Below are 21405 nucleotides of genomic sequence, written 5' to 3' on the forward strand. Positions count from 1 at the left end.
TCTCTCATGCGAGAAAAGAACGTATCCGGTATTAGCTCCGGTTTCCCGAAGTTATCCCAGTCTTATAGGCAGGTTGCCCACGTGTTACTCACCCGTCCGCCGCTAATCTCAGGGAGCAAGCTCCCTGAGATTCGCTCGACTTGCATGTATTAGGCACGCCGCCAGCGTTCGTCCTGAGCCAGGATCAAACTCTCCGAAGAAATGTTTGACTTGCTCATTTGCTTTTTTGATAGTGTGTGCTCACTTAAAATTTAACGTTGGCGCTTTGTTTTGTTCAGTTTTCAAAGAGCAATTCCGATGTCGTCTACTCCGTAAGCGACTTTTACATCTTATCATGTTTTCAACTCTGTTGTCAACATGTTTTTTTATTTTTTTGTTTTGATGAAGCTGCGAAAGCTGATGTCCCGCAGCGACATGTATTAATATAACACCTATATTATTATTGGTCAACAATAAAAATGCATTTTTTTAAAAGTTTTTTGATACACGATAAAACCGATGATATACCTCGTGCCCTTTTGTCTCCGCTTTGATGACATCGATTACCTTCTTCTCTATCAAATATTCCAATAAAACGCCTAGGTCGACTGAATAAAACTTAACTTCCGGATGCTCCATAAGCTCTGCAATCGTCCACGGGTCTTCTTTCATCCCCATTATTTCGACCAAATGCTGTGAACCTGCATTCGTCCTCGAATATATAAGAAATTCGCTCGCAAGGAATAGAAGCTCCAATCTTTTTTCGAGCGTTTCCTCACTGCTGATCAATTCTTTATACAACTTATAAATTTCAGGTTCCATATGCTTCACTTGGTTCCAGACAGTAACCTCCGGATAAAAGCCCTGTTCTATTATCTCCAAACGGGCCAAATGATGCAGGGAATGAACGATATGATTGTATGCCTCAAGATGATGGCCTTTTTCAAAGAAGCTTTTCCCATCCATGTACCTGCGAATTAACTTCGCGAACTCCATCCCCATCTTTAACTTCCTTCCATAGAAGGGGAACTCCCGGATTTCAGTTTTCAAACGGGCCAAATATTCATTCCGGTCAAAAAGGACCTTCCCGTTATATATCCAGTCAACCACTTTGCGGTTCGTGCCTAATAGGAGCCATTCTTTTAATTGGTCTTCCTTTACGATATGCAGGGCCGCCTTTTTATCCTGGTATGTGTAATGTTTTAAAAACACGGCCTCTTCTGCTTCGTCTGCAATTACAAAAAGGATGTAGTCAAACGTATCGGTAATCGGGCTATTATCTTCTCTTTTTTCTACTAACAAGATTCCAAGTGTAGATTTTAAGCTTGCTCGCTCTTGATAAATCGGGCGAAGGATATCTTCCATCATAAATTCCTCCAAAACCTTTTTTTTAGATTTTCGACAAAACTCTTCAAATTCCTGCTTAGTTCCCTTACCCCAAACCATTTCAATTCAAAAGTAATATGTATCCTTTATTTCTTTTTTGTTCCATCCATTGTTTATGTTATAGTTAAAGTTATATTTTAGGAGGGACAATCCATGGCTAAATATTCTAGCAAAATCAATAAAATACGCACTTTTGCTTTGAGTTTGATTTTCATTGGCTTTATCGTAATGTACCTTGGGCTTTTCTTCAAAACACATCCTGTTGTCATGACGATTTTCATGGGGCTGGGCCTTTTATTCATAATCGCAAGCACAGGGGTTTATTTCTGGATTGGAATGCTTTCTACAAAATCGATCCAGGTTGTCTGCCCTAACTGCAGCAAACCTACAAAAATACTAGGACGTGTAGATATTTGCATGCATTGTGAAGAACCATTGACACTTGACAAAAAGTTGGAAGGCGAAGAATTCAATGAGAAATATAACCGGAAAAGCCTGCATGACTAAGTCGATTAGCTGAATTCCCTTTCAAGAAGGCTTTAAACAATTGTATCATTTCTTCATAACATGAAAAAAAGTTCCAACCAAGTGGAGGAACTTTTTTTAATGCGATTCTTTTTTCGCACAATCCATACAGTCGCCGTAGATTTCCATCCGATGGTGACTAACATTGAAACCAGTGACTTGTGCTGCGAAATGCTCGACTTCATCCAGTGCAGGATAATCGAAGTCCACAATTTTCCCGCAAGTTTGGCAAATTACATGATAATGATTCGTCGTCACGAAATCAAACCTTGCCGAAGAATCACCATACGTAAGTTCTTTTACCAAACCTACCTCACGGAACACACGCAGGTTGTTATAAACCGTTGCCACACTCATATTCGGAAACTTGCCTTCCAGCGCTTTATATATATCATCAGCGGTAGGGTGGGACATGCAGCTTATCAAATACTCAAGTATCGCATGGCGTTGAGGAGTTATTCTTACACCGGTATCTTTTAAGGAATCCAACGCTTCTTTTAACTGAACTTCAGACACCGTCATCCACCTCTTTTTCTAATTAAGTATGCATTCTTAAATTATAATGTTTATAAATAGTGTACCTTTTATACGTTGAATTTGTCAATAATTCAATGGCTTAACCATTATTTTTTAGTTTATTCATGAAGACATTGATTCTTTCCCATTTTTGCATTGGGTTTAGTATCCCCTAGATAAGTCGATTACGTTGGTGAAGTCTTTTCCAGCTCTCAGGTATTCACGCATATTTTTTTCGAATATGGCAAAGGTTCTTGGTAAATATTCTCCGCTTTTACTTGAAAGATGCGGTGTGACTGTAACATTCTCCATCCTCCAAAACGGATGCCCTTTTCCTAAAGGTTCCGGATCAAATACATCCAAGATGGCATGAGACAAATCTTCGGAATCCAAGGCTTCGATCAGCAATTCATCGTTAATCAGGTCGCCGCGGTCAATATTCACGAATACTGCAGATTCTTTCATGGCTTTGAAGTGTTCTTTTTGCAGAATGCCCTTCGTTTCATACGTACTTGGCAGGACGGATACAATATAATCGGCTCCCGGTACGGCTTCCAATAAATGATCCAGGACATAAAGTTAATCGATGGATTCCACCGGTTTCCCGCTCCGGTTCATTCCTATCGTCTTCATCCCAAAGGCTTTCCCAAGACGAGCCACTTCCCCTCCAATTGCACCTACGCCCATAATGGGCATAGTCTTGCCATTCAATTCCCCTACTTCAATCTTTCTATTCCACAATTCTTCCTTTTCATTCTTCATAAGCAGCTTCAATTTCTTTTCATATTGCAAAAGCATCCCTATCGTATACTCGGCCATCGGGATTTTATGAATGCCTCTTGCGTTGGTCACCATTATGCCTCGTTCCTCGATGGCGTTAAATGGCATTAGTTCCATCCCTGCACTCATGACCATGATCCATTTCAATTCCGCCCAATGATTTCTTCAGTTAAATCTTCACCATATGTAATTAAGATTTCCGCTTCACGAAGCGGCCCATCCGTCCATCCTTTTTGATAAATGAAGTTCAAATCAGGAAAGGCTTTCATCATTTCCGTTTGGATACCTTCATTCGGAATGACAGTCGAAAGTATTAACATGTTTATCTCTCCCTTTTAATTAACAAAAAAAACACGGGCTCTATGTGTCCCGCGCAACTTTCTCTGAGGAGGTATTCCCTTAATAAAGCATATTCGGCTGTCCCCTTTTTGAGTTGGACAAAAGCCTCACCCTTATTAAAAAAGGCTTTATTTTAAAGAATTTGGGTTTAATGCATGTAATTCCGGCAAAACAAAAAAGCCATCCCTTCTGATCAGGACGTCGTCGAAATAGATGTCACCACCCCCATATTCCGGACGCTGGATCAAGACCATATCCCAATGTATCGATGACCGGTTTCCATTATTCGCTTCATCATAGGCATGCCCAAGAGCCAAGTGCAGGCTCCCGCTTATTTTCTCATCGAACAAAATATCGTCCATAGGTTCCAATATGTATGGATTGATTCCAATAGCGAACTCCCCTATAAACCGGGACCCTTCATCAATATTCAGAATTTGGTTCATTTCAGGGGCACGATTGGAAGTCGCTTTAATGATTTTCCCCTTTTTCAAGTTCAATTCTATGTCACTAAAGGTGATTCCTTCATAGGTTGTGGGTGTGTTGAAGGATATCCTTCCATTGAGACTATCTTTTATGGGTGCCGTAAATACTTCCCCATCCGGTAAATTCTTTCTTCCGGCACATATGACGGCCGGCATGCCTTTGATGGAAAAGGTCAAATCTGTCCTTGGTGAAACGATCCTGACTTTGTCAGTACGTTGCATCAAATGTTTTAACGGCTTCAAAGCCGCCTCCATTTTCCCGTAATCCATTGTGCATACGTTCAAAAGAAAATCTTCGTACCTATTGAAGGTCATGCCGGCTTTTTGCGCTGATGCCTTGGTGGGATAATTAAGTAAGACCCAACGTCGGTTGTTTACATAAAAAAGTGTAGGGGAATTCATGGCCTCCCCTTGGAGCCGGTGCCTCTCGATGGGAACATCAGTCATTTCCGCATTGTTTTCTTCCCCAGTGATGATGATGACCGCATCGATATCCTTATATTTGTTCAAGGCCCATTGTGAAGCTGTGTCAAGTTGCTCCTTCACATTCCCTAGTAACAGGTGGCGGCTTATCTCATCGTCCTCGAGTTCCACATATGGATAAGCACCCACTCTGTATATTTCATCAATCAACTCTTTCAATAATGGTTTCGTGTTGATATGCCCCCGTATGAGGATTCTCTCTTTAGGCTGTAATTGTATCGAATGATGAATCAGCCTGGCTGCAAGCTTCGTTATCCTCTCATCCTTCATCTGCCTATCCCTTATTTTTCGAGTTTGCGAAGAGTTTCAAGCGCTTCTTCGACGTGGCCTTTAACCTTTACTTTACGCCATTCTTTGACTACATTCCCAGCCTTATCAATCAGGAAAGTTGAACGTTCAATGCCCATATACTCCTTGCCGAAGTTCTTTTTCAATTGCCAAACATCAAATGATTCAGCCGCTTCATGATTTTCGTCAGCCAGCAGCAGAAAAGGCAATCCATGTTTTTCGATGAATTTTTCATGACGTGCCGCTGGATCTGGGCTGATGCCAAGGATGACCGCGTTCAATTCCTCGAATTGCTCATTATGGTCCCGGAAATCACAGGCCTCCGTCGTGCAACCTGGCGTCATGTCTTTTGGGTAAAAATATAAAACAATGTTTTTCCCCTTAAAATCCGATAGGGAAACCACTTCACCATTGTTTGCAGGGAGTTTGAAATCAGGTGCTTTTTCTCCAATTTTAACAGTCATATTGAACCCTCCATTTCTTTCATTATGGTAAGAGTACCCAATAATCGAAAGAAACACAACTTTCATTTATCCTTCCTATCTTTCTGCTCCAGATCGATCACCGTCCGAATCACGAACGCTGCCGGCAGTGTATATCCAATGAAGGCCTGAATGGTAGCTATCATCCTGCCCATGCCAATCGGGGCTATATCTCCATAACCTACAGAAAACATCGTCATCGCACTAAAATAAAAAGAAGTCTTCAATTGTTCATAGAAAGTCCCATCCAACCGATTGCCCATATCAAGAATCACCGAATGATTCTGAAGCTCGTATAATAAATATATCAGTGCAAATCCAACTAATATCGTCGCATATAAATTGCCAAGCCACAGCATATCCTCAAGAGAAAACTTCTTTCCTCCCGACTCAACAAGAAATAACGTACGAATGCTCATCACCATGCAAAAAATGATTCCTGCAATCAAGATGTAGAAAGTCATCCTCCACGCCCCATTTCAAAACGCCACTCCCTCTATACATACTCCCTGTCCAAACAATATATTCTTTTTTAGGAATCAGCCTTATCACCGACAAACGCATTAAACAGAAACTTTTCCGAATCTTCTTTCCATGTTGACCCTTTTGGTCGGATATGTTAAGATTGTCTAAATTTTTATAATAGTTTTTATTTTATAAATATTTGACCTGCAAACAGTTAAAAAGGCAGGCTTTGCAAAATTTCATATGTGGAAATAGGTTCTTAATTTTCATTAGGATTAAAAGGGAAGTCCGGTGTAATTCCGGCACGGTCCCGCCACTGTAATGGGAATGTTAGCGTCAATCAATATGCCACTGATCAACGGATCGGGAAGGCCAGCCGCTAATGATATTCCCTAAGTCAGGAGACCTGCCTATTTCGACAACACTGTTTTAACCTACGGGAGATAGGGAGGTGTTAGGGACCTTATAATTGTAAGGGGCATTTTGCATGCCTCTTTATTTTAAGCATTTCTAACTTTCTTTTTTGACGGTTAGGAATGCTTTTTTTATTGTTCGATCAAATGAATGTAGGAGGATGGGAATTTTGAAAAGCAGCAGTTTGGGTTACCCTCGAATCGGGGAAGATCGTGAATGGAAACGTACATTGGAAGCTTACTGGTCCGGTAAAATCGATGAAGCGGAATTTACGTCACAACTAAAAGCCATCCGTTTAGGCAACTTACAAAAACAGAAGCAACGAGGCATTGATATCATCCCTGTCAACGACTTCACTTTCTATGATCAAATGCTCGATATGTCCGTCATGTTCGGTCTTGTTCCTGAACGTTATTCAGCTTATGAAGGAGGAAGTGTCCCCCTTTCCGTTTATTATTCAATGGCCCGCGGAAACAATGATGAAGTCGCTTCCGAAATGACGAAATGGTTCAATACGAACTATCACTATATTGTCCCTGAATTAAAACTGGCTCAGCTTACTTTAACAGAAAATAAACCACTTACAGCATATCGGGAAGCCAAGGAAAAGCTAGGGATCGAAACGAAGCCCGTTTTGATCGGACCTTATACTTTCCTCTCCCTTTCAAAAGGCTTCAATAAACAAGAAATCCCTGGCATCATCCTGAGCCTGCTTCCCCTATACACGCAAATCCTGCGGGAGTTGGAGCAAGAAGGCGTGAAGTGGGTTCAAATGGACGAACCTTCCCTTGTTTCATCCATTTCCAAGGATGATATGCAAACCGTTGCTTACCTCTATGAAAAACTGAATGAAGCAGCACCAAACCTGAACATCATGCTACAAACATACTTTGATGCCGTGGAACATTACCAAGAAGTCATCGAATTACAAGTCCAAGGGATCGGTCTTGATTTTGTACATGATCAAGGGAGGAATCTCAGTAACCTTGAGGCATTAGGTTTCCCGAAGGACAAAGTGCTTGCAGCTGGTGTGATTGACGGAAAAAACATTTGGCTATCTGATTTATCCAAAAAAATCGAATTGATCGAGACACTTAAGAAACAGGTGGCCGAAGACCAAATCTGGCTACAGCCCTCTTGTTCCCTGCTTCATGTCCCGGTGACCGTTCGTAATGAAACCGCCCTTTCAAAAGAAGTGAAAGAGGCCCTTGCTTTCGCTGATGAAAAACTTGAGGAAATTACACTTTTGGTCAAAGGGAATAATCAAGGCATTGAAGCAATCGCCGAAAAAGTCGATGCCAATAAATTTACGGTTCAAACGTTAGCAAATTCAAATGTCAGAAATCACGAGTCTGTACAATCCAATGTCGAAAAGGTTAAAACCAGGACCGCCGGCCGCAAGCTTCCATTTAAAGACCGTTACCAAAATCAACAGGAGTTTTTCAAATTGCCTTTTCTCCCTTCGACTACGATCGGAAGCTTTCCGCAGACATTTGAAGTTAAACAAGCACGCGGGAAATTCAATAGAGGCGAATGGACAGCTCAGCAATATGAAACATTCATTAACGGAGAGATCGGCAGGTGGATCGACATCCAAGAAGAAATCGGTTTGGATGTTCTCGTTCACGGGGAATTCGAACGGACGGATATGGTTGAATACTTCGGCCATAAATTAGGAGGATTCGTCTTTTTAGAAAAGGGTTGGGTACAATCCTATGGATCCCGCTGCGTGAAACCGCCAGTCATCTACGGCGACATCCATTTCATCGAACCGATGACAGTCAGGGAAAGTGTATATGCACAATCACTGACGAAGAAGACGGTGAAGGGAATGCTGACAGGTCCTGTTACGATTTTGAACTGGTCTTTTGTCCGTGATGATATTTCCAAGGAGAGTGTTTGCTATCAGCTGGCGCTCGCTTTGGAAAAAGAAGTCATTGCCTTGGAATCTGCTGGAATTAAAATGATTCAGGTTGATGAGCCTGCACTTAGAGAAGGTCTGCCATTGAAAAAAAGCGATCGCGAAGAGTATTTGAACTGGGCAGTGAATTCATTCTTGATATCCACATCAAGCGTGGAGGATACAACCCAAATTCACACGCATATGTGCTATTGCGACTTCAACAGTTTCATGGATGTCATCTCCTCCCTCGATGCCGATGTAATTTCCATCGAAACGTCCCGTAGTCATGGTGAGCTTGCTTCCGCATTCGAGGAAAAAACATATGAAAAAGGAATTGGCCTGGGGGTGTATGATATTCACAGCCCGCGTGTGCCGGCAGTGGAAGAAATGGTCGATATGATTGAACGGGGCATCAAGGTATTGGATAAAGACCAGTTTTGGATCAATCCCGACTGCGGCCTGAAAACAAGGGGTATCCCGGAAACCGTCGCTTCCCTGAAAAACATGGTCGAAGCAGCAAAAATCGTCCGTGAAAACCTTTTAGTAAATCAACATGCAAATGATTGAAAAGAACGTTGCCCATCCAACACAGCAGTCACGGACTTTTTTAACCGACCTTGTTTTTCCACCGGATACAAATCATCATAATACCATCTTTGGCGGAAAAGTAATGGCCTATGTTGATAAAATAGCTTGTATTTCCGCTATGCGACATTGTCGGAAACCCGTTGTGACTGCTTCAAGCGACTCTTTTGATTTTTTGGCCCCTATCAAAGCAGGGGACGCGATCAACCTAGAAGCTTATGTCACATGTGCTCATCGCACATCAATGGAGGTATACGTGAAAGTGGAGCGTGAGAACCTATTAACAGGTGAAAAACAGCTTACGGCACGCGCTTTTTTAACGATGCTTGCCATTGATGAAGACGGTAAGCCAACAAACGTACCCCAGGTCATTCCGGAAACGGAAGAGGAAAAACAGCAATACGTTCAAGCCCAAGCAAGATATATTGAAAGAAAGACAAAACGGAACTAAACAAAAACCCCTTCAACTGAATCTGTTGAAGGGGTTCTTTCAGTTCCCTGCCCCGCGGTACCGCTTCACTCCCTGATTCCATATGAAAACGGATATCACGAAAAAGGCTACCCCAATTACAGGTGTGGCAAATGCATATGCATACCACTCTTCTTTTCTTAGGAAATAAGATGCAGGATAGACACCGACAAACGCGAATGGCAGCACCCATGTAAGGACAAAACGGATGACCTTATTATAAATATCTACAGGATAGCGCCCGTAATTCCCTATATTGTACATCATTGGCATGATGGATGTTTTCGCATCCGACCAGAACCCAATGCTTGCTATCGCAACGAATATGGCTGCATAGGCAAGTGCCCCGCCTATTGCAAAAACGATGAAAAGAATCGGGTCATACCACGCAAGCTGCAGATCCAATGCAATCGCCGAATAGAATATGATGATCAAACCGGTCACAACACCAAATAACGCTTCAAGCTCGATTCTTTCTAAAATGACTTGAAAAAGGCTATGTATCGGTCTTGTTAATATCCGGTCCATTTCACCTTTGACGATATAGCGGTCATTAAAATCCCAAATGTTGAAAAAGGCAGAAAAAAGGGCGAATGGAATAAGGAAGAATCCATAAATGAATATGATTTCTTCACGGCTCCAGCCGCTTAAAAATTGGGTATGCCCGAAAACGACTAAGATAAATACCAGATTCACGACCTGATTCAGCAGATCTGATAGGATTTCCATGAAGAAATCCGCTCTATATTGCAATCTTGTTTTCATATACTGACTCACATATTGAAAAAACATCGATACATAAAACATCCCGTCAACCTCCTTGAATAATCAGCTGTTTTTTTGCGACTATCCATAAAAGCTGAATCGGTATTAAGAGAATGATGCACCAAATTAACTGCTGTAAAAGCGCCATGCCAATTTCGCCTGAACTGTATCCATTCGTAAAAATCATGCTTGGTACATAGCTGATCCCTTGAAAGGGTAAATATTTCATCACTTCCTGCGCCCATATCGGGTAGAAACTGATGGGCAGCAGCAGACCGGAAAATAAATCAATGATAACCCTTTTAGCGCGGATCAATCCGGCATTATTATATAAGAAAAAGGTAGTGATTCCCGTCAATAAGTTAATTTGTGTATTGATGATGAAACTGAACAGCAAGGAAATGCCGAAGATCCCCCACACAGCCGGATCGCGCGGCAATTCAATAGGAAAAATGAAAGCTACCAGCAGCATCCCCGGAATCGAGAAGAAGAAGAAACGGAATATCCCTTCCCCAAGTCCTTGCATCGTTTTCATGCCTAAATAGTTATAAGGCCGGATCATTTCAATGGCGACCTTTCCGTCTTTAATTTCAGTGGCGATTTCGCGGTCAATATTATTGAAATAAAAAGCGCGCGCCATCCATGCAACCGCAACATAGGTTGTCATCTGCATACCTGTAAGTCCTTCGATGGAGCTTTTTTCTCCATATATCGCATTCCATAAGAAATAATAAGCACCGATATTAATGCTATAAATTAAAATGCCGGTATAATAATCCGTTCGATACGCAAGCATCATCAAAAAACGCATGCGGATCATGGCAAGATACTTCCCCATGGCCCTCCCCCTTCTTGATAGACACGTTGTTTCTTAATGATAAGTGAGTCAGACAGTGCCTTCTTCGTAAATGTTGCGAACAATTTCTTCAATGGACGTTTCATGAATTTTGATGTCTTTTATTTTAAAATGAGATACGACAGCCGAAACAAGCTGTGAAATATGATCACTTTCTTCTTTCAACAAGGCAATATAAGTTTGATTTTTATCATCATAAACCCAGTTAGCGGTGAATGGGAGCGCTAATGATTGCAATTCCTTCAATGCGATCGGCTCGATGAATTGAAAATGGATCTGTTTTTCCTCTGCCCAGTTATCTTTTAAACTCTGCAATTCCCCATCATAGATGATCTGTCCTTCATCAAGCATGATTACACGCTCACATAATGCTTCAATGTCCCCTAAATCATGGGTGGTCAAAAGGATTGTCGTATTATATTTCTCATTGATTTCTTTCAGGAACTCACGAATCTTCATTTTCACGAGCACATCAAGTCCAATCGTCGGCTCATCGAGGAACAGCAAAGGCGGATTATGGATCAAGGCTGCCGCAAGCTCGCAGCGCATTCGCTGACCAAGCGAAAGTTTCCGCACTGGTTTGTCCAGCAAAGGACCGATATCAAGCGTCTTGATGACATGTTCCATATGATCGTTATATTGTTCATCCGTTACCTTATAGACCTTTTTTAACAGCCGGAACGATTCTTGAACCGCAATATCCCACCAAAGCTGTGAGCGCTGACCGAATACGACTCCGATAGTCTGTGTGAACTTTTCCCTCTCTTTATGTGGATTCATGCCATTGACCGTGATTTCGCCTGCTGTCGGTTCCAAAATACCTGTCAGCATTTTGATCGTGGTCGATTTCCCTGCACCATTTTCCCCGATATAAGCTACCATCTCACCCTTTTTTACAGTAAAATTGATATCATTGACGGCAGGGACGACCTTATAATTTCTGGTAAGTAAATCCCGGAAGGCACCCTTTAGCCCTGAACGGCTTGATGCCGACTTAAATTCCTTCCGAAGCTGTTTCACTTGAATTGCATCACTCATCCTGTTACATCCTCCGTAATCTCTTGTCCTAATGAATTAGTTTATCCAAACCAACCTTTTTAGACAATAAAAATGCTTGGATGCCATATACCATTTTCAGGGAGAAAATGGCCGTTGTACCAGATACATATATAAAGGAGACGAGTATGCTATGAATATCAAAAATTTATTACTATCCCAAATTGAAAAGATCGTTTTCGACCTTCGATATGATTTCCTTTATGAAGATGAGTACGGTGAATTATTATGCCAGGTCATCCAAAGGGATTCCAGCGGGTCGATCGAAAGTACTCCCATAAGTTTCCACATTGGCATCAATGAAGAAAAAGGAACCGGCCAGCTAATCTATTACCAAGCCCAGGGCGAGATGAACCGCCAATCCTTCGACATCGAAAACCCAGCCACCATCTTGGCCATTCTCACTTACATATCCGGAGTTTTGGGATCCCCCCTACCGAAACAAAATGATGCTTCGGAATCCTGATCCTTCTAGGATTGAAGGGTCTCCACCAGGGTACGAATCACTTTTCCTGGCCATCCACCCCAGATTTACGGAGAAAAAAGTGCTATGATTAAGGGGAATTATGTTTATATTTATAGGAGGTTTTAAGATTGGATTTTAGTAATTCGGAGCTTTTACATAAAGAGGCATTGGAACATATCGTTGGCGGGGTTAACAGCCCATCCCGTTCTTACAAAGCTGTAGGCGGTGGTTCGCCGGTTGCGATGGATCATGCCAAAGGGGCTTATTTCTGGGATGTTGATGGCAATAAATATATAGATTATTTAGCTGCATATGGCCCGATCATCACAGGGCATGCGCATCCACATATTACGGAGGCTATCGTTAAAGCAGCGGAAACCGGCGTTTTATACGGCACTCCGACAAAACATGAAGTCAAATTTGCCAAAATGCTGAAAGAAGCCATACCTTCCATGGATAAAGTCCGCTTCACCAATTCAGGCACCGAATCAGTCATGTCAACAATCCGTGTTGCCCGCGCTTACACAGGACGCGATAAGATCATCAAGTTTGCAGGCTGTTACCATGGACACTCCGACCTTGTTCTCGTCGCTGCAGGTTCCGGCCCGTCCACTCTAGGTACACCTGACTCTGCAGGCGTTCCAAAAAGCATTGCACAAGAAGTCATCACGGTACCTTTCAATGATATCGGTTCATTTAAAGAAGCACTTGATAAGTGGGGCAATGAAATTGCAGGCGTGCTTGTAGAACCGATCGTCGGCAACTTCGGAATCGTGGAACCAAGTCCCGGCTTCCTGGAAGAAGTCATTTCATTATCTCACGAAGCCGGATCACTCGTCATTTTCGACGAGGTCATCACAGCTTTCCGATTCATGTATGGAGGGGCACAGGACTACTTAGGAATTCAACCCGATTTGACCGCGCTTGGAAAAATCATCGGGGGCGGGCTTCCCATTGGTGCCTATGGCGGTAAAAAAGAGATCATGGATTCTGTCGCACCTCTGGGACCAGCCTATCAAGCTGGTACGATGGCAGGAAATCCGGCTTCCATGCTTTCCGGGATAGCTTGCTTAGAAGTACTTAAAGAAGAGGGGCTTTACGAAGAGCTTGACCGCCTGGGGAAAATCCTTGAAGAAGGTATCCTGAAAGCGGCTAGCCAATATAATGTTCCGATCACCATCAACCGCCTTAAAGGGGCTTTGACGATTTATTTCACGACAGAAAAAATTGAAAACTATGAGCAGGCGGAAAATACGGATGGCGAAATGTTCGCCAAGTTCTTCAAACTCATGCTCAATCAGGGAATCAATTTGGCACCGTCCAAATACGAAGCCTGGTTCTTGACAATCGCTCACACGGATGATGATATCGCTTATACTCTAAAAGCGGTTGAACATGCATTCAAAAACCTAATATAATAAATCGAATCAGCATAATTATGCATTTTTTATACACCCTCAGGATGTACATCTATCTTGAGGGTTTCTTATTTCCCTGTAATAAATCTTTAATATTGGCATTTGAAGCCAATCCTCACAAAAAGCCCATCCATCACAGCATCCATCCCATTGTATAAAAAATTGATTTCTGAATATTTAAATGATATGATATGGATACATTTATATACATTTATACACTTTCTTTCAATCTATTAAAACTTGGACTATTGTTCGGGTTTACTAATATTTCCCCCATTAAACACATGCTACAGGAGGTGAATGGCAGAGAATAAGGGTAACCTTATTCAAGCCGCAAATATGGCCCAACAATGGACACCTGCTACATTCAAAGAATTTCACATGGAAGAACATGATGCCTGCGGAATCGTTTCCTGCATCGAAAAAAAGAAGATCCCTACCAACGAAAACATCTTTGCCTGTATCGACGCCCTGGTTAAAATGAACCATCGCTGCGGCTTCATCAATGGTGAGGGCGATGGCGCCGGCATCCATATCGATATTCCCCGAGCTCTTTGGAAAAAGAAACTTGAAGAGGCAAATGTCGATTCAGGCATCGTCGATCAAGATAGCTTCATAGTCGGCCACTTATTTTTAAGCAAAAAAACAGATGCGAACGACTTAAAGATCGAAGTTAAGGAGAAACTGCTCCAACATGGTCTCTCATTGATATTCGAAACAGATAAAGCCTACCGTTCAAAGGCATTGGGACCGATTGCCATTCAAGAAGACCCGGTGTTCTGGCAATTTGCCTGTTCCTCCACCATCAATAACAGCCAGCAGCTTTCAAATGTGCTTTTTGAGCTGACTTCCGACATCGAAAAAAGTGATTTCATCCATGTTGCCTCTTTAAGCCAGCATCATGCGGTATACAAAGTGATGGGTGCGGGTGATACGCTCCCTGCCTATTATCTTGATCTTGCCGATCCTTTGGCTGCCTCCACCATGACATTGGGACATAATCGTTTTTCAACCAATACTCTATCAAGCTTCTTCCGGGTCCAGCCTTTCAGCGTGCTTGGTCATAATGGCGAAATCAATACCATTGCCAAATTGCGTGATGAAGCGAAAATGATCGGAGTTCCCATCGCTAAAGATGGAAGCGACTCTCAGGATTTAAACAAGACGATCGAAACTTTCATCTGCCGTCATGGATACTCTTTATTTGAGGCTGTCGACCTTATGTTTCCGCCAATCATCAATGAAATCAAGGAATATCCCGAGCACTTACAAGACTTATATACGTATTTACGGGAAGCATGGGGGCATTTCGCACAAGGTCCGGCGGGCATCATCTCCCGTTTCGGCGATGAAGCCGTGTTCTCTGTCGACTCTTTAGGCTTGCGCCCGTTATGGAATATTGAAACGGAATCATCTTTTATGTTCACTTCCGAACCTGGAATCATCCCTTCCAGTGAATATACCGGAGATCCGAAACCGATGGGTCCAGGGGAAAAAATCGGTCTGAAATGGAACGGCGACCGAATTGAATTGTACACTTACAAGGATTACCAGGATAAAGTGTTTGAACTATTCAATGATCGTTTCGTCCTTTCCAATGACCGAGTCCGCTTACAGCCCCAAGTTTTTGAAAAAGTTGTTTCCATGACAAACACGCAAGCGATTCATAATGGTCAGTATAAAGCCTTTGGGTGGGAAAGGGAGCATGTCCAACTAGTGGAACAGATGGCCGAAAAAGGCGCTGAGCCAATTCGTTCACTCGGTCATGATGCACCACTGGCAGCACTTAATCCCCAACGGACCAACATTGCTGATTTCATCAAGGAAAGTGTTGCCGTTGTAACCAACCCAGCGATCGACCGGGACCGGGAAACCGAGCATTTCTCAACAAGGACGATCATCGGAAGGCGCCCTTCCCTTTTCGAGGCGAATAAGGCAGGCAAGGTGACGGAGCTGCTGACTCCCCTGTTGATTGAAGGATCACCAGGCTATGAGTGTTCATCCATTCTATCGCAGCCTAGCTACGACCAGTTCATTAAATTTAATCAAGATCAAAAACTCGTGCACATCATTTCAAGCACGTTCAAAGAGGATGAAAACATCACGGATGCCCTGACAAGGATTACGGATGAAAGTGTCAATGCTGTGGATGAAGGAAAAACCCTGCTCGTTCTGGATGATGCCCTTGCCCATCAAAACGGCAACCTTTGGCTCGATCCACACCTCGTCACTTCAGCCGTCGACCAAGCGTTGGTCCGAACAGGCAAGCGTCGTAATTGTTCCATCCTTTTACGTTCAGCATCTCTAAGGTCACTGCATGATATCATCGTTTCTTATGGTCTTGGGGCCAACTTAATAAGCCCCTATTATATGTTCCTTTCCTTATCTTCAGATGACCATAAGGGGATTACCAATCTATATAACTCCTTGACGAAAGGGCTTGAGAAAGTCATCTCAACCATTGGCATTCATGAGCTGCGCGGCTATGGAAGACTTTTCTCAAGCATCGGTTTACATGAGGAAATCGCGAATTATCTAAATGTGGCTAATTTCTTCGGATCCAATGATCTGGACTATAATTTTGATAAAATCAAGGCAGATGCCATCCAGCGTGCAGAGGATTACGGCAATGAAAAAGAACGGATGGGCAAGACTTTCCATTTATTCCCTAGAATCTGGAAATCCATCGGGGAAGTTGCTTCAACCGGGGACTATGATGCTTATCGCGAAAAGATCACTGAACAGGAAGAATCCAATCCGACGACGATCCGCCACTTGACATCATTAAAAACTTCAGATGCTTCCGTCCCTTCTGAAGAAGTCAGCCTTTCGGTCGGTGAACAGGAATTGCCGTTCGTCATAGCCTCCATGTCCTTTGGATCACAAAATGAGATTGCTTTCCGGGCCTATGCAGAAGCTGCCGAGAGACTAGGCATGATCAGCATGAATGGCGAAGGCGGGGAAATAAAGGATATGCTGGGCAAGTACCCGAAATCCCGCGGACAGCAAATTGCTTCCGGACGTTTCGGTGTCAATGCAGAACTCCTGAACTCTTCAAATCTATTGGAAATTAAAATTGGGCAAGGGGCAAAACCCGGTGAAGGCGGTCACCTTCCCGGTTCCAAGGTCACAGCTAAAATCGCAGAAGCACGAAATGCAACAATCGGTTCCGATTTGATCTCCCCTTCCAATAACCATGATATATACTCAATTGAAGATTTGGCCCAAATGATCCATGAGCTAAAAACGGCAAACGACAAAGCAAAAGTTGCCGTCAAAGTGCCAGTCGTTCCAAACATCGGTACGATTGCTGTCGGCGTCGCAAAAGCCGGGGCCGATATCATAACGCTTTCCGGTTTTGATGGCGGAACGGGTGCCGCCAGGATCCATGCACTCGCACATGTTGGCCTACCAGTCGAGATAGGTGTGAAAGCGGCCCATAATGCACTGCTTGAGTCAGGTATCCGGCAGAACGTTGAAATTTGGGCTGACGGCGGGTTAAAAAGCTCGATGGATGTATTGAAGGTAATGCTGCTTGGGGCAAATCGTGTAGGCTTTGGGACCCTTTCGATGATAGCCGTCGGCTGCACAACGTGCCGCGGATGTCACCTTGATACTTGCCATGTGGGAATCGCCACCCAAATTGAATCGGAAGCACAGGCGAAAGAACATGGGCTGCGCCGTTTTGTTCCACGAAAATTTGATTTAGCCGTTCAGGGGTTAACGAATATGTTCAGTGCATTTGCAAAAGAACTCAAATCTTTGACCGGATCACTTGGGGTGAAGAATCTTCAGGATATCGTCGGGCGTTCTGATTTGCTGGAGCAAGTTAAAGGTCAACAATCATTGGATTTAACCTATTTATTAAAAAATCTGGATATAACACCGTTCTCGCATAAGGAAGCGGCGGCATATTTGAATGAAGGCTCCATGCAGGTAGCCGTTGGCGCTGAATATCTTGATTCTCATGTAGATGACCTGCAGCAATCCCGCAGCTATAGCTCGATCACTTCCGAGCAGCGTGTACTCGGCAGCAGGGTCTCCTGTCACCGCGTTAGGGGCAGATTGGATGGATCATACAAAAAACTTCCTCCCGTTCACCTATCCTACCAGGATGGATCCATTCCCGGTAATGGACTTGGGGCATACAATACGGAGGGAATTTCAATCAGCGTGAATGGCGGTGCACAGGATGGTATCGGCAAAACATCGATTGGCGGAAACATTGCCATCTTTAAATCCCCAGGAAAAGATGGGAAGTTCTACAATGGCTCTGTCGGTAAGGGCTTTGGTTACGGTGCACAGCATGGTCTCCTCATTGCCCAGGGTGATGCCGATGCCAGGGCGGGAATCCGGCTTTCCGGAGCGGATATGATCATTGGCGGATTATTGAAACAACCGCTTCCTAAAAAGGAAAACGGTAATATTGCGGTAACATCCAATATTAAGGGATTCGCTTTTGAATACATGACAAATGGAAGAGGTTTAGTACTTGGTGATCCCGGTCCATGGATTTGCGCAGGGATGACAGGCGGTGTCGTTTATTTACGGCAACAGCCTGAATTTGGCTTGACCAAAGAGGTCATTAAGAAACGGGTTGCGAAAGGTGCAAAGATTTCCATTGAGTCCCTATCTGCAAAAGGCCTGCAGGATGTGGCCGAACTCCTTGGCAAATACACGTCCCTCTTGAAAGATCATGGCCAAACCGAAGAAGCGGCCTCTTTAGAGACACTGCTTCAGAACCCTGGAGAGCACTTCCTTCAGGTCGTTCCAGTTAAAGAACAGGCGGATCCTGCTGTATCCACGGAGTGATGCCGAAAATAAATATTAAAAAAGGCTGATGCTCTTCAATTCGAGCATCAGCCTTTTCCCGTCATATACCTCTGGGATCGTCTTCAAATGATTGAAAAACAATGCTGAAAGAAATCAAGAAATTGCCTATCGTTTCTTTATATATTAAACTTGATTTTAACTATTGTAACTCTTAGGAAATTCCTGTATATTACTTTTTGTTTACATCATCTTATTTTAGTGTAAAGTACTAACAAATAAGTTAGAATACAACTTTAAGCAAAGGCCTATAATTAATAGAGCCTTTGCTTTCCAGATCCATTACAACACAAAGAAAGGATTAACCCATATATGAAGTTTGGTGCCCGCATTCTCAAAACAGGAATAGCAATTGTTTTAGCGCTTTACCTATCGGAACTGCTTAACCTTCCTGCTCCTGTCCTTTCTGGGATTGCTGCAATTTTTGCAATACAGCCGACCATTTACCGTTCATATCAAACGGTATTGGAGCAAATTCAAGGAAATATCATTGGCGCATTGGTTGCTGTCTCCTTCGTTTTGTTGTTCGGAAATGATATTTTTATGATCGGTCTTGCCGTAATGGTTGTCATAACCATCAATTTAAAACTGAAAATGGATAAAACGATTGTCCTTTCCATCGTGACGGTCATTGCCATCATGGAAAGCCAGGACGGGGAATTCCTTAATTTTGCCTTTATTCGTCTCTCATCCGTTTTGCTTGGAATCGTTTCTTCGTTTATCGTGAATCTTGTTTTCATTCCTCCAAAGTACGAAGCAAAGCTTTATACACGCATTACAGATGTAACGGAAGACATCTTGAAATGGATCAGAATCAGCACAAGACATGCTACAGAACACACTTTATTGAAAAAGGACATCAGCCGATTGAAGGCGGAGTTACTCGATTTGGAACATATCTATTCCATGTACAAAGAGGAACGGGAATATTTCAAGAAGAACAGTGTTGCTAAAGCAAGAAAGCTTGTCGTTTATCGGCAAATGATCATAACGACGAAAAAAGCGTTTGAAACCTTGAAGAGAATCCATAAATTCGAGAATGAAGTATATCAAATGCCTGAAGATTTCCAACGGAGCATCTTACAGCAGCTTGATTCCTTGATCCGCAAGCATGAGCAGTTGATCTTACTGCATATCGAAAAAATCAAGTCAATCGAGGAGATTGAAGATTGGGACCAGGATTGTTTAAGCCGTAAAGAACTGCTCGCCCATTTTTTCGAACAGCAGAATCAAGTGGACGAAATGCATGATAACCTAGGCCATCTCTCTGCCCGCCTTGTACCATTGATTTCTGCAGTCATAGAATATGACGAACAATTGGAACACCTTGAAAAGCTGATCGTCAGCTTCCAGTCCTTCCATAAGGAAGATAACGAAATATCTGTCCAATATGAAGAAGATTAAAAAAAGACGGTTCCCGGGAACCGTCTTTTTTCGTCTCTATTTAGAGCATGCCCTCATTCAATCATCCAAAAGGTTCTTATCGGCAGCCTTTTCAATCGTATCCAATTTCTTCAAAAGATCCTGCAGCTCTTCTTCCGAGAATGAATTGAAGTTCTTGCCCATCAATTCGTTATGCTCCGCGAGGACTCTCCCCAAAATCGCTTCCCCAGCCTCTTTCAATTCAAGGTTGATGACCCTGCGATCCTTATCAGAGGGCTGCCGTTTCACATAATCCATTTCGACCAACTTATCTACAAATACGGTAATCGCACTTGGCTTTACGGTTAAGAAGTCAGCCAGCTGGGTCGATTTAATTGACCCCTCTTTTTTCAATATCAATAAAATGAAAAACTGAGGTGATGTTAATCCATAAGGCTGAAGATTTTTTGCTACGATGGCCCTAAGCTTCTTCCTGATCCGAAAAATCTGCATTTCTATACTATTAGTTACTTCCCATTTAAATTCCAGCCTTCTCACTCCTTATATAGGACAATCCTACCTCTTAAATTTAATTAAATGGCATTCCAATGTCAACTTTACTTTCCATATATCCTTAAAACTAAAAAAAATTCAAATTTTTACTATTTCACTGTATTTATTTCCCACCATTTTTCCGAATAAATTACATGACAAAAAATAATTAAACTGGTAAACTCTTTACTTAATAATATTAATACTTATAAAAATTAATATTTATTAAAATTAATAAATAAACATTAGAATGGGAGGATGTCATTTCTAGCTAATGAACGTTAATCAAAAAAGAAATACAATATCAATATTTTTTTGGAGGCGAAACAAGTGAATAGAGGACGTTTAGTTTTAATCAATGTCATTGGTTTGGTTATTATAATAGCGGTATTGGCCGGTGGGGCTTATTACTATTATGAAAGCACGAATTTCATTAAAACGGATGAAGCGAAAGTGTCAGGTGAGTTATATACCATCGTTGCCCCCGCTGCCGGTAAACTAGCAGATTGGGACTTGCACGAAGGAGACAGTGTAAGTAAGGATGACAAAGTTGCCAATGTAACCACCTTAGACGGTAAAGAAGCGGTAAAAACCGCAGCACAAGGTACGATCGTTAAAACACAAGTGCATGATGAGCAGCTTGTTCAAGCAGGTCAAACGCTAGCTCAAACCATCAATATGGAAGATCTGTCCATAACGGCTAATATTGAAGAAAATAAATTGAAGGATATCGAAAAAGGTGACAGCGTCGATATTATCATCGATGGAGATCCCGATACGGTCTTCGAAGGTACTTTGGAACAGATCGGTTATGCTACAACGTCTGTCTTTTCAGTGATGGGCAATCAAAACAGCAGCGGGAACTATACGAAAGTCACTCAAAAAGTACCAGTGAAAATTTCCATCAAAGCACCATCCGATAAAGTTCTGCCTGGCATGAACGCAGAAGTGAAAATTTCGACTAAATAAACCGGCTACACAGTTATACAGAAAGGAGGCTT

At 42.6% G+C, this 21405-nt stretch carries 18 protein-coding genes, 1 rRNA gene, 1 pseudogene and 1 riboswitch; of the genes and pseudogenes, 8 read left to right on the forward strand and 12 right to left on the reverse strand.

From position 1 onward, the window contains the following. Both J7I90_RS20695 and J7I90_RS20700 read right to left on the reverse strand, forming a co-directional pair. Positions 1-200, reverse strand: a 16S ribosomal RNA gene (locus J7I90_RS20695); the annotation flags it as partial. A 268-nt stretch (positions 201-468) separates the two neighbouring features. Then, positions 469-1344, reverse strand: a complete 876-nt coding sequence (locus J7I90_RS20700) for a nucleotidyltransferase-like protein (RefSeq protein WP_214773795.1) — start codon at positions 1342-1344, stop codon at positions 469-471. 174 nt (positions 1345-1518) lie between these two features. On the opposite strand from J7I90_RS20700, the gene J7I90_RS20705 reads away from it, so the two are divergent. Then, positions 1519-1872 (forward strand): YgzB family protein, encoded by a 354-nt coding sequence (locus J7I90_RS20705; RefSeq protein WP_034305326.1) that lies wholly within the window; start codon positions 1519-1521, stop codon positions 1870-1872. A 96-nt stretch (positions 1873-1968) separates the two neighbouring features. On the opposite strand, the gene perR is transcribed toward J7I90_RS20705, so the two are convergent. The 6 genes and pseudogenes from perR to J7I90_RS20730 all read right to left on the reverse strand — a co-directional run bounded on the left by perR (position 1969) and on the right by J7I90_RS20730 (position 5727). Continuing rightward, positions 1969-2412 carry a peroxide-responsive transcriptional repressor PerR gene (perR, locus tag J7I90_RS20710; RefSeq protein WP_034305329.1) on the reverse strand — a complete coding sequence of 148 codons (444 nt, stop codon included), beginning with the start codon at positions 2410-2412 and terminating at the stop codon, positions 1969-1971. A gap of 156 nt (positions 2413-2568) precedes the next feature. Beyond that, a pseudogene (locus tag J7I90_RS20715) lies at positions 2569-3321 on the reverse strand (D-2-hydroxyacid dehydrogenase). A gap of 8 nt (positions 3322-3329) precedes the next feature. Beyond that, positions 3330-3506 carry a hypothetical protein gene (locus J7I90_RS27520; protein ID WP_251025398.1) on the reverse strand — a complete coding sequence of 59 codons (177 nt, stop codon included), beginning with the start codon at positions 3504-3506 and terminating at the stop codon, positions 3330-3332. Positions 3507-3653: 147 nt separating this feature from the next. Further along, complete coding sequence (locus tag J7I90_RS20720; protein ID WP_214773560.1) at positions 3654-4763, reverse strand: aminopeptidase; 1110 nt, start codon at positions 4761-4763, stop codon at positions 3654-3656. An 11-nt stretch (positions 4764-4774) separates the two neighbouring features. Then, complete coding sequence (gene bcp / locus J7I90_RS20725; protein ID WP_214773561.1) at positions 4775-5245, reverse strand: thioredoxin-dependent thiol peroxidase; 471 nt, start codon at positions 5243-5245, stop codon at positions 4775-4777. Between the two features lie 62 nt (positions 5246-5307). Next, positions 5308-5727: a potassium channel family protein gene (locus J7I90_RS20730; RefSeq protein ID WP_034305333.1), complete on the reverse strand. Its 420-nt coding sequence runs from the start codon at positions 5725-5727 to the stop codon at positions 5308-5310. 237 nt (positions 5728-5964) lie between these two features. Continuing rightward, a riboswitch (cobalamin riboswitch) is annotated at positions 5965-6156 on the forward strand. 146 nt (positions 6157-6302) lie between these two features. Between J7I90_RS20730 and metE the strand changes: the two genes are divergently transcribed. Beyond that, positions 6303-8612, forward strand: coding sequence for a 5-methyltetrahydropteroyltriglutamate--homocysteine S-methyltransferase (gene metE / locus J7I90_RS20735; protein WP_214773562.1), 2310 nt, complete (start codon positions 6303-6305; stop codon positions 8610-8612). After that, complete coding sequence (locus J7I90_RS20740) at positions 8605-9081, forward strand: acyl-CoA thioesterase (protein WP_396020452.1); 477 nt, start codon at positions 8605-8607, stop codon at positions 9079-9081. Before metE ends, J7I90_RS20740 begins: the two co-directional genes overlap by 8 nt. A 39-nt stretch (positions 9082-9120) precedes the next feature. Here J7I90_RS20740 and J7I90_RS20745 read toward each other — a convergent pair whose 3' ends face one another. Genes J7I90_RS20745 through J7I90_RS20755 form a run of 3 tightly spaced genes read right to left on the reverse strand, consistent with a single transcriptional unit; the run spans position 9121 to position 11758 of the window. Continuing rightward, a complete protein-coding gene (locus J7I90_RS20745; RefSeq protein ID WP_214773564.1) occupies positions 9121-9906 on the reverse strand; it encodes an ABC transporter permease in 786 nt (261 codons plus the stop codon). A 4-nt stretch (positions 9907-9910) separates the two neighbouring features. Next, positions 9911-10702, reverse strand: coding sequence for an ABC transporter permease (locus tag J7I90_RS20750; protein ID WP_214773565.1), 792 nt, complete (start codon positions 10700-10702; stop codon positions 9911-9913). Positions 10703-10750: 48 nt separating this feature from the next. Beyond that, positions 10751-11758: an ABC transporter ATP-binding protein gene (locus tag J7I90_RS20755; protein WP_214773566.1), complete on the reverse strand. Its 1008-nt coding sequence runs from the start codon at positions 11756-11758 to the stop codon at positions 10751-10753. Between the two features lie 151 nt (positions 11759-11909). Between J7I90_RS20755 and J7I90_RS20760 the strand changes: the two genes are divergently transcribed. From J7I90_RS20760 to J7I90_RS20775, 4 genes are all read left to right on the forward strand, one after another. Continuing rightward, complete coding sequence (locus J7I90_RS20760) at positions 11910-12242, forward strand: hypothetical protein (protein ID WP_214773567.1); 333 nt, start codon at positions 11910-11912, stop codon at positions 12240-12242. A gap of 128 nt (positions 12243-12370) precedes the next feature. Continuing rightward, the gene (locus J7I90_RS20765) at positions 12371-13660 is read left to right on the forward strand and encodes a glutamate-1-semialdehyde 2,1-aminomutase (RefSeq protein ID WP_214773568.1); all 1290 of its coding nucleotides are present in this window, start codon (positions 12371-12373) and stop codon (positions 13658-13660) included. Between the two features lie 339 nt (positions 13661-13999). Continuing rightward, positions 14000-18472, forward strand: coding sequence for a glutamate synthase-related protein (locus J7I90_RS20770; protein WP_214773796.1), 4473 nt, complete (start codon positions 14000-14002; stop codon positions 18470-18472). Positions 18473-18802: 330 nt separating this feature from the next. Continuing rightward, entirely contained in the window at positions 18803-19894 is a 1092-nt protein-coding gene (locus tag J7I90_RS20775; protein ID WP_048678310.1) for an FUSC family protein, read from the forward strand. 57 nt (positions 19895-19951) lie between these two features. Here the strand turns inward: J7I90_RS20775 and J7I90_RS20780 are convergent, their stop codons facing one another. Continuing rightward, positions 19952-20410, reverse strand: a complete 459-nt coding sequence (locus J7I90_RS20780; RefSeq protein WP_214773569.1) for a MarR family winged helix-turn-helix transcriptional regulator — start codon at positions 20408-20410, stop codon at positions 19952-19954. A 324-nt stretch (positions 20411-20734) separates the two neighbouring features. Here J7I90_RS20780 and J7I90_RS20785 point away from each other — a divergent pair, with 324 nt between their 5' ends. Continuing rightward, positions 20735-21373, forward strand: a complete 639-nt coding sequence (locus tag J7I90_RS20785) for a biotin/lipoyl-containing protein (protein WP_054397801.1) — start codon at positions 20735-20737, stop codon at positions 21371-21373. The last annotated feature ends 32 nt before the right edge of the window (positions 21374-21405 follow it).

The sequence above is a fragment of the Bacillus sp. ISL-57 genome (assembly GCF_018613135.1).
Taxonomy (GTDB): Bacteria; Bacillota; Bacilli; order Bacillales; family DSM-1321; genus Peribacillus; species Peribacillus frigoritolerans.

Excerpts from the sequence above, each read along its gene's own strand:
- J7I90_RS20700 (WP_214773795.1), bottom strand. The coding sequence starts at position 1,344 with ATGGAAGATATCCTTCGCCCGATTTATCAAGAGCGAGCAAGCTTAAAA.
- J7I90_RS20705 (WP_034305326.1), top strand. The coding sequence starts at position 1,519 with ATGGCTAAATATTCTAGCAAAATCAATAAAATACGCACTTTTGCTTTG.
- perR (WP_034305329.1), bottom strand. The coding sequence starts at position 2,412 with ATGACGGTGTCTGAAGTTCAGTTAAAAGAAGCGTTGGATTCCTTAAAA.
- J7I90_RS27520 (WP_251025398.1), bottom strand. The coding sequence starts at position 3,506 with ATGTTAATACTTTCGACTGTCATTCCGAATGAAGGTATCCAAACGGAA.
- J7I90_RS20720 (WP_214773560.1), bottom strand. The coding sequence starts at position 4,763 with ATGAAGGATGAGAGGATAACGAAGCTTGCAGCCAGGCTGATTCATCAT.
- bcp (WP_214773561.1), bottom strand. The coding sequence starts at position 5,245 with ATGACTGTTAAAATTGGAGAAAAAGCACCTGATTTCAAACTCCCTGCA.
- J7I90_RS20730 (WP_034305333.1), bottom strand. The coding sequence starts at position 5,727 with ATGACTTTCTACATCTTGATTGCAGGAATCATTTTTTGCATGGTGATG.
- metE (WP_214773562.1), top strand. The coding sequence starts at position 6,303 with ATGGGAATTTTGAAAAGCAGCAGTTTGGGTTACCCTCGAATCGGGGAA.
- J7I90_RS20740 (WP_396020452.1), top strand. The coding sequence starts at position 8,605 with ATGATTGAAAAGAACGTTGCCCATCCAACACAGCAGTCACGGACTTTT.
- J7I90_RS20745 (WP_214773564.1), bottom strand. The coding sequence starts at position 9,906 with ATGTTTTATGTATCGATGTTTTTTCAATATGTGAGTCAGTATATGAAA.
- J7I90_RS20750 (WP_214773565.1), bottom strand. The coding sequence starts at position 10,702 with ATGGGGAAGTATCTTGCCATGATCCGCATGCGTTTTTTGATGATGCTT.
- J7I90_RS20755 (WP_214773566.1), bottom strand. The coding sequence starts at position 11,758 with ATGAGTGATGCAATTCAAGTGAAACAGCTTCGGAAGGAATTTAAGTCG.
- J7I90_RS20760 (WP_214773567.1), top strand. The coding sequence starts at position 11,910 with ATGAATATCAAAAATTTATTACTATCCCAAATTGAAAAGATCGTTTTC.
- J7I90_RS20770 (WP_214773796.1), top strand. The coding sequence starts at position 14,000 with ATGGCCCAACAATGGACACCTGCTACATTCAAAGAATTTCACATGGAA.
- J7I90_RS20775 (WP_048678310.1), top strand. The coding sequence starts at position 18,803 with ATGAAGTTTGGTGCCCGCATTCTCAAAACAGGAATAGCAATTGTTTTA.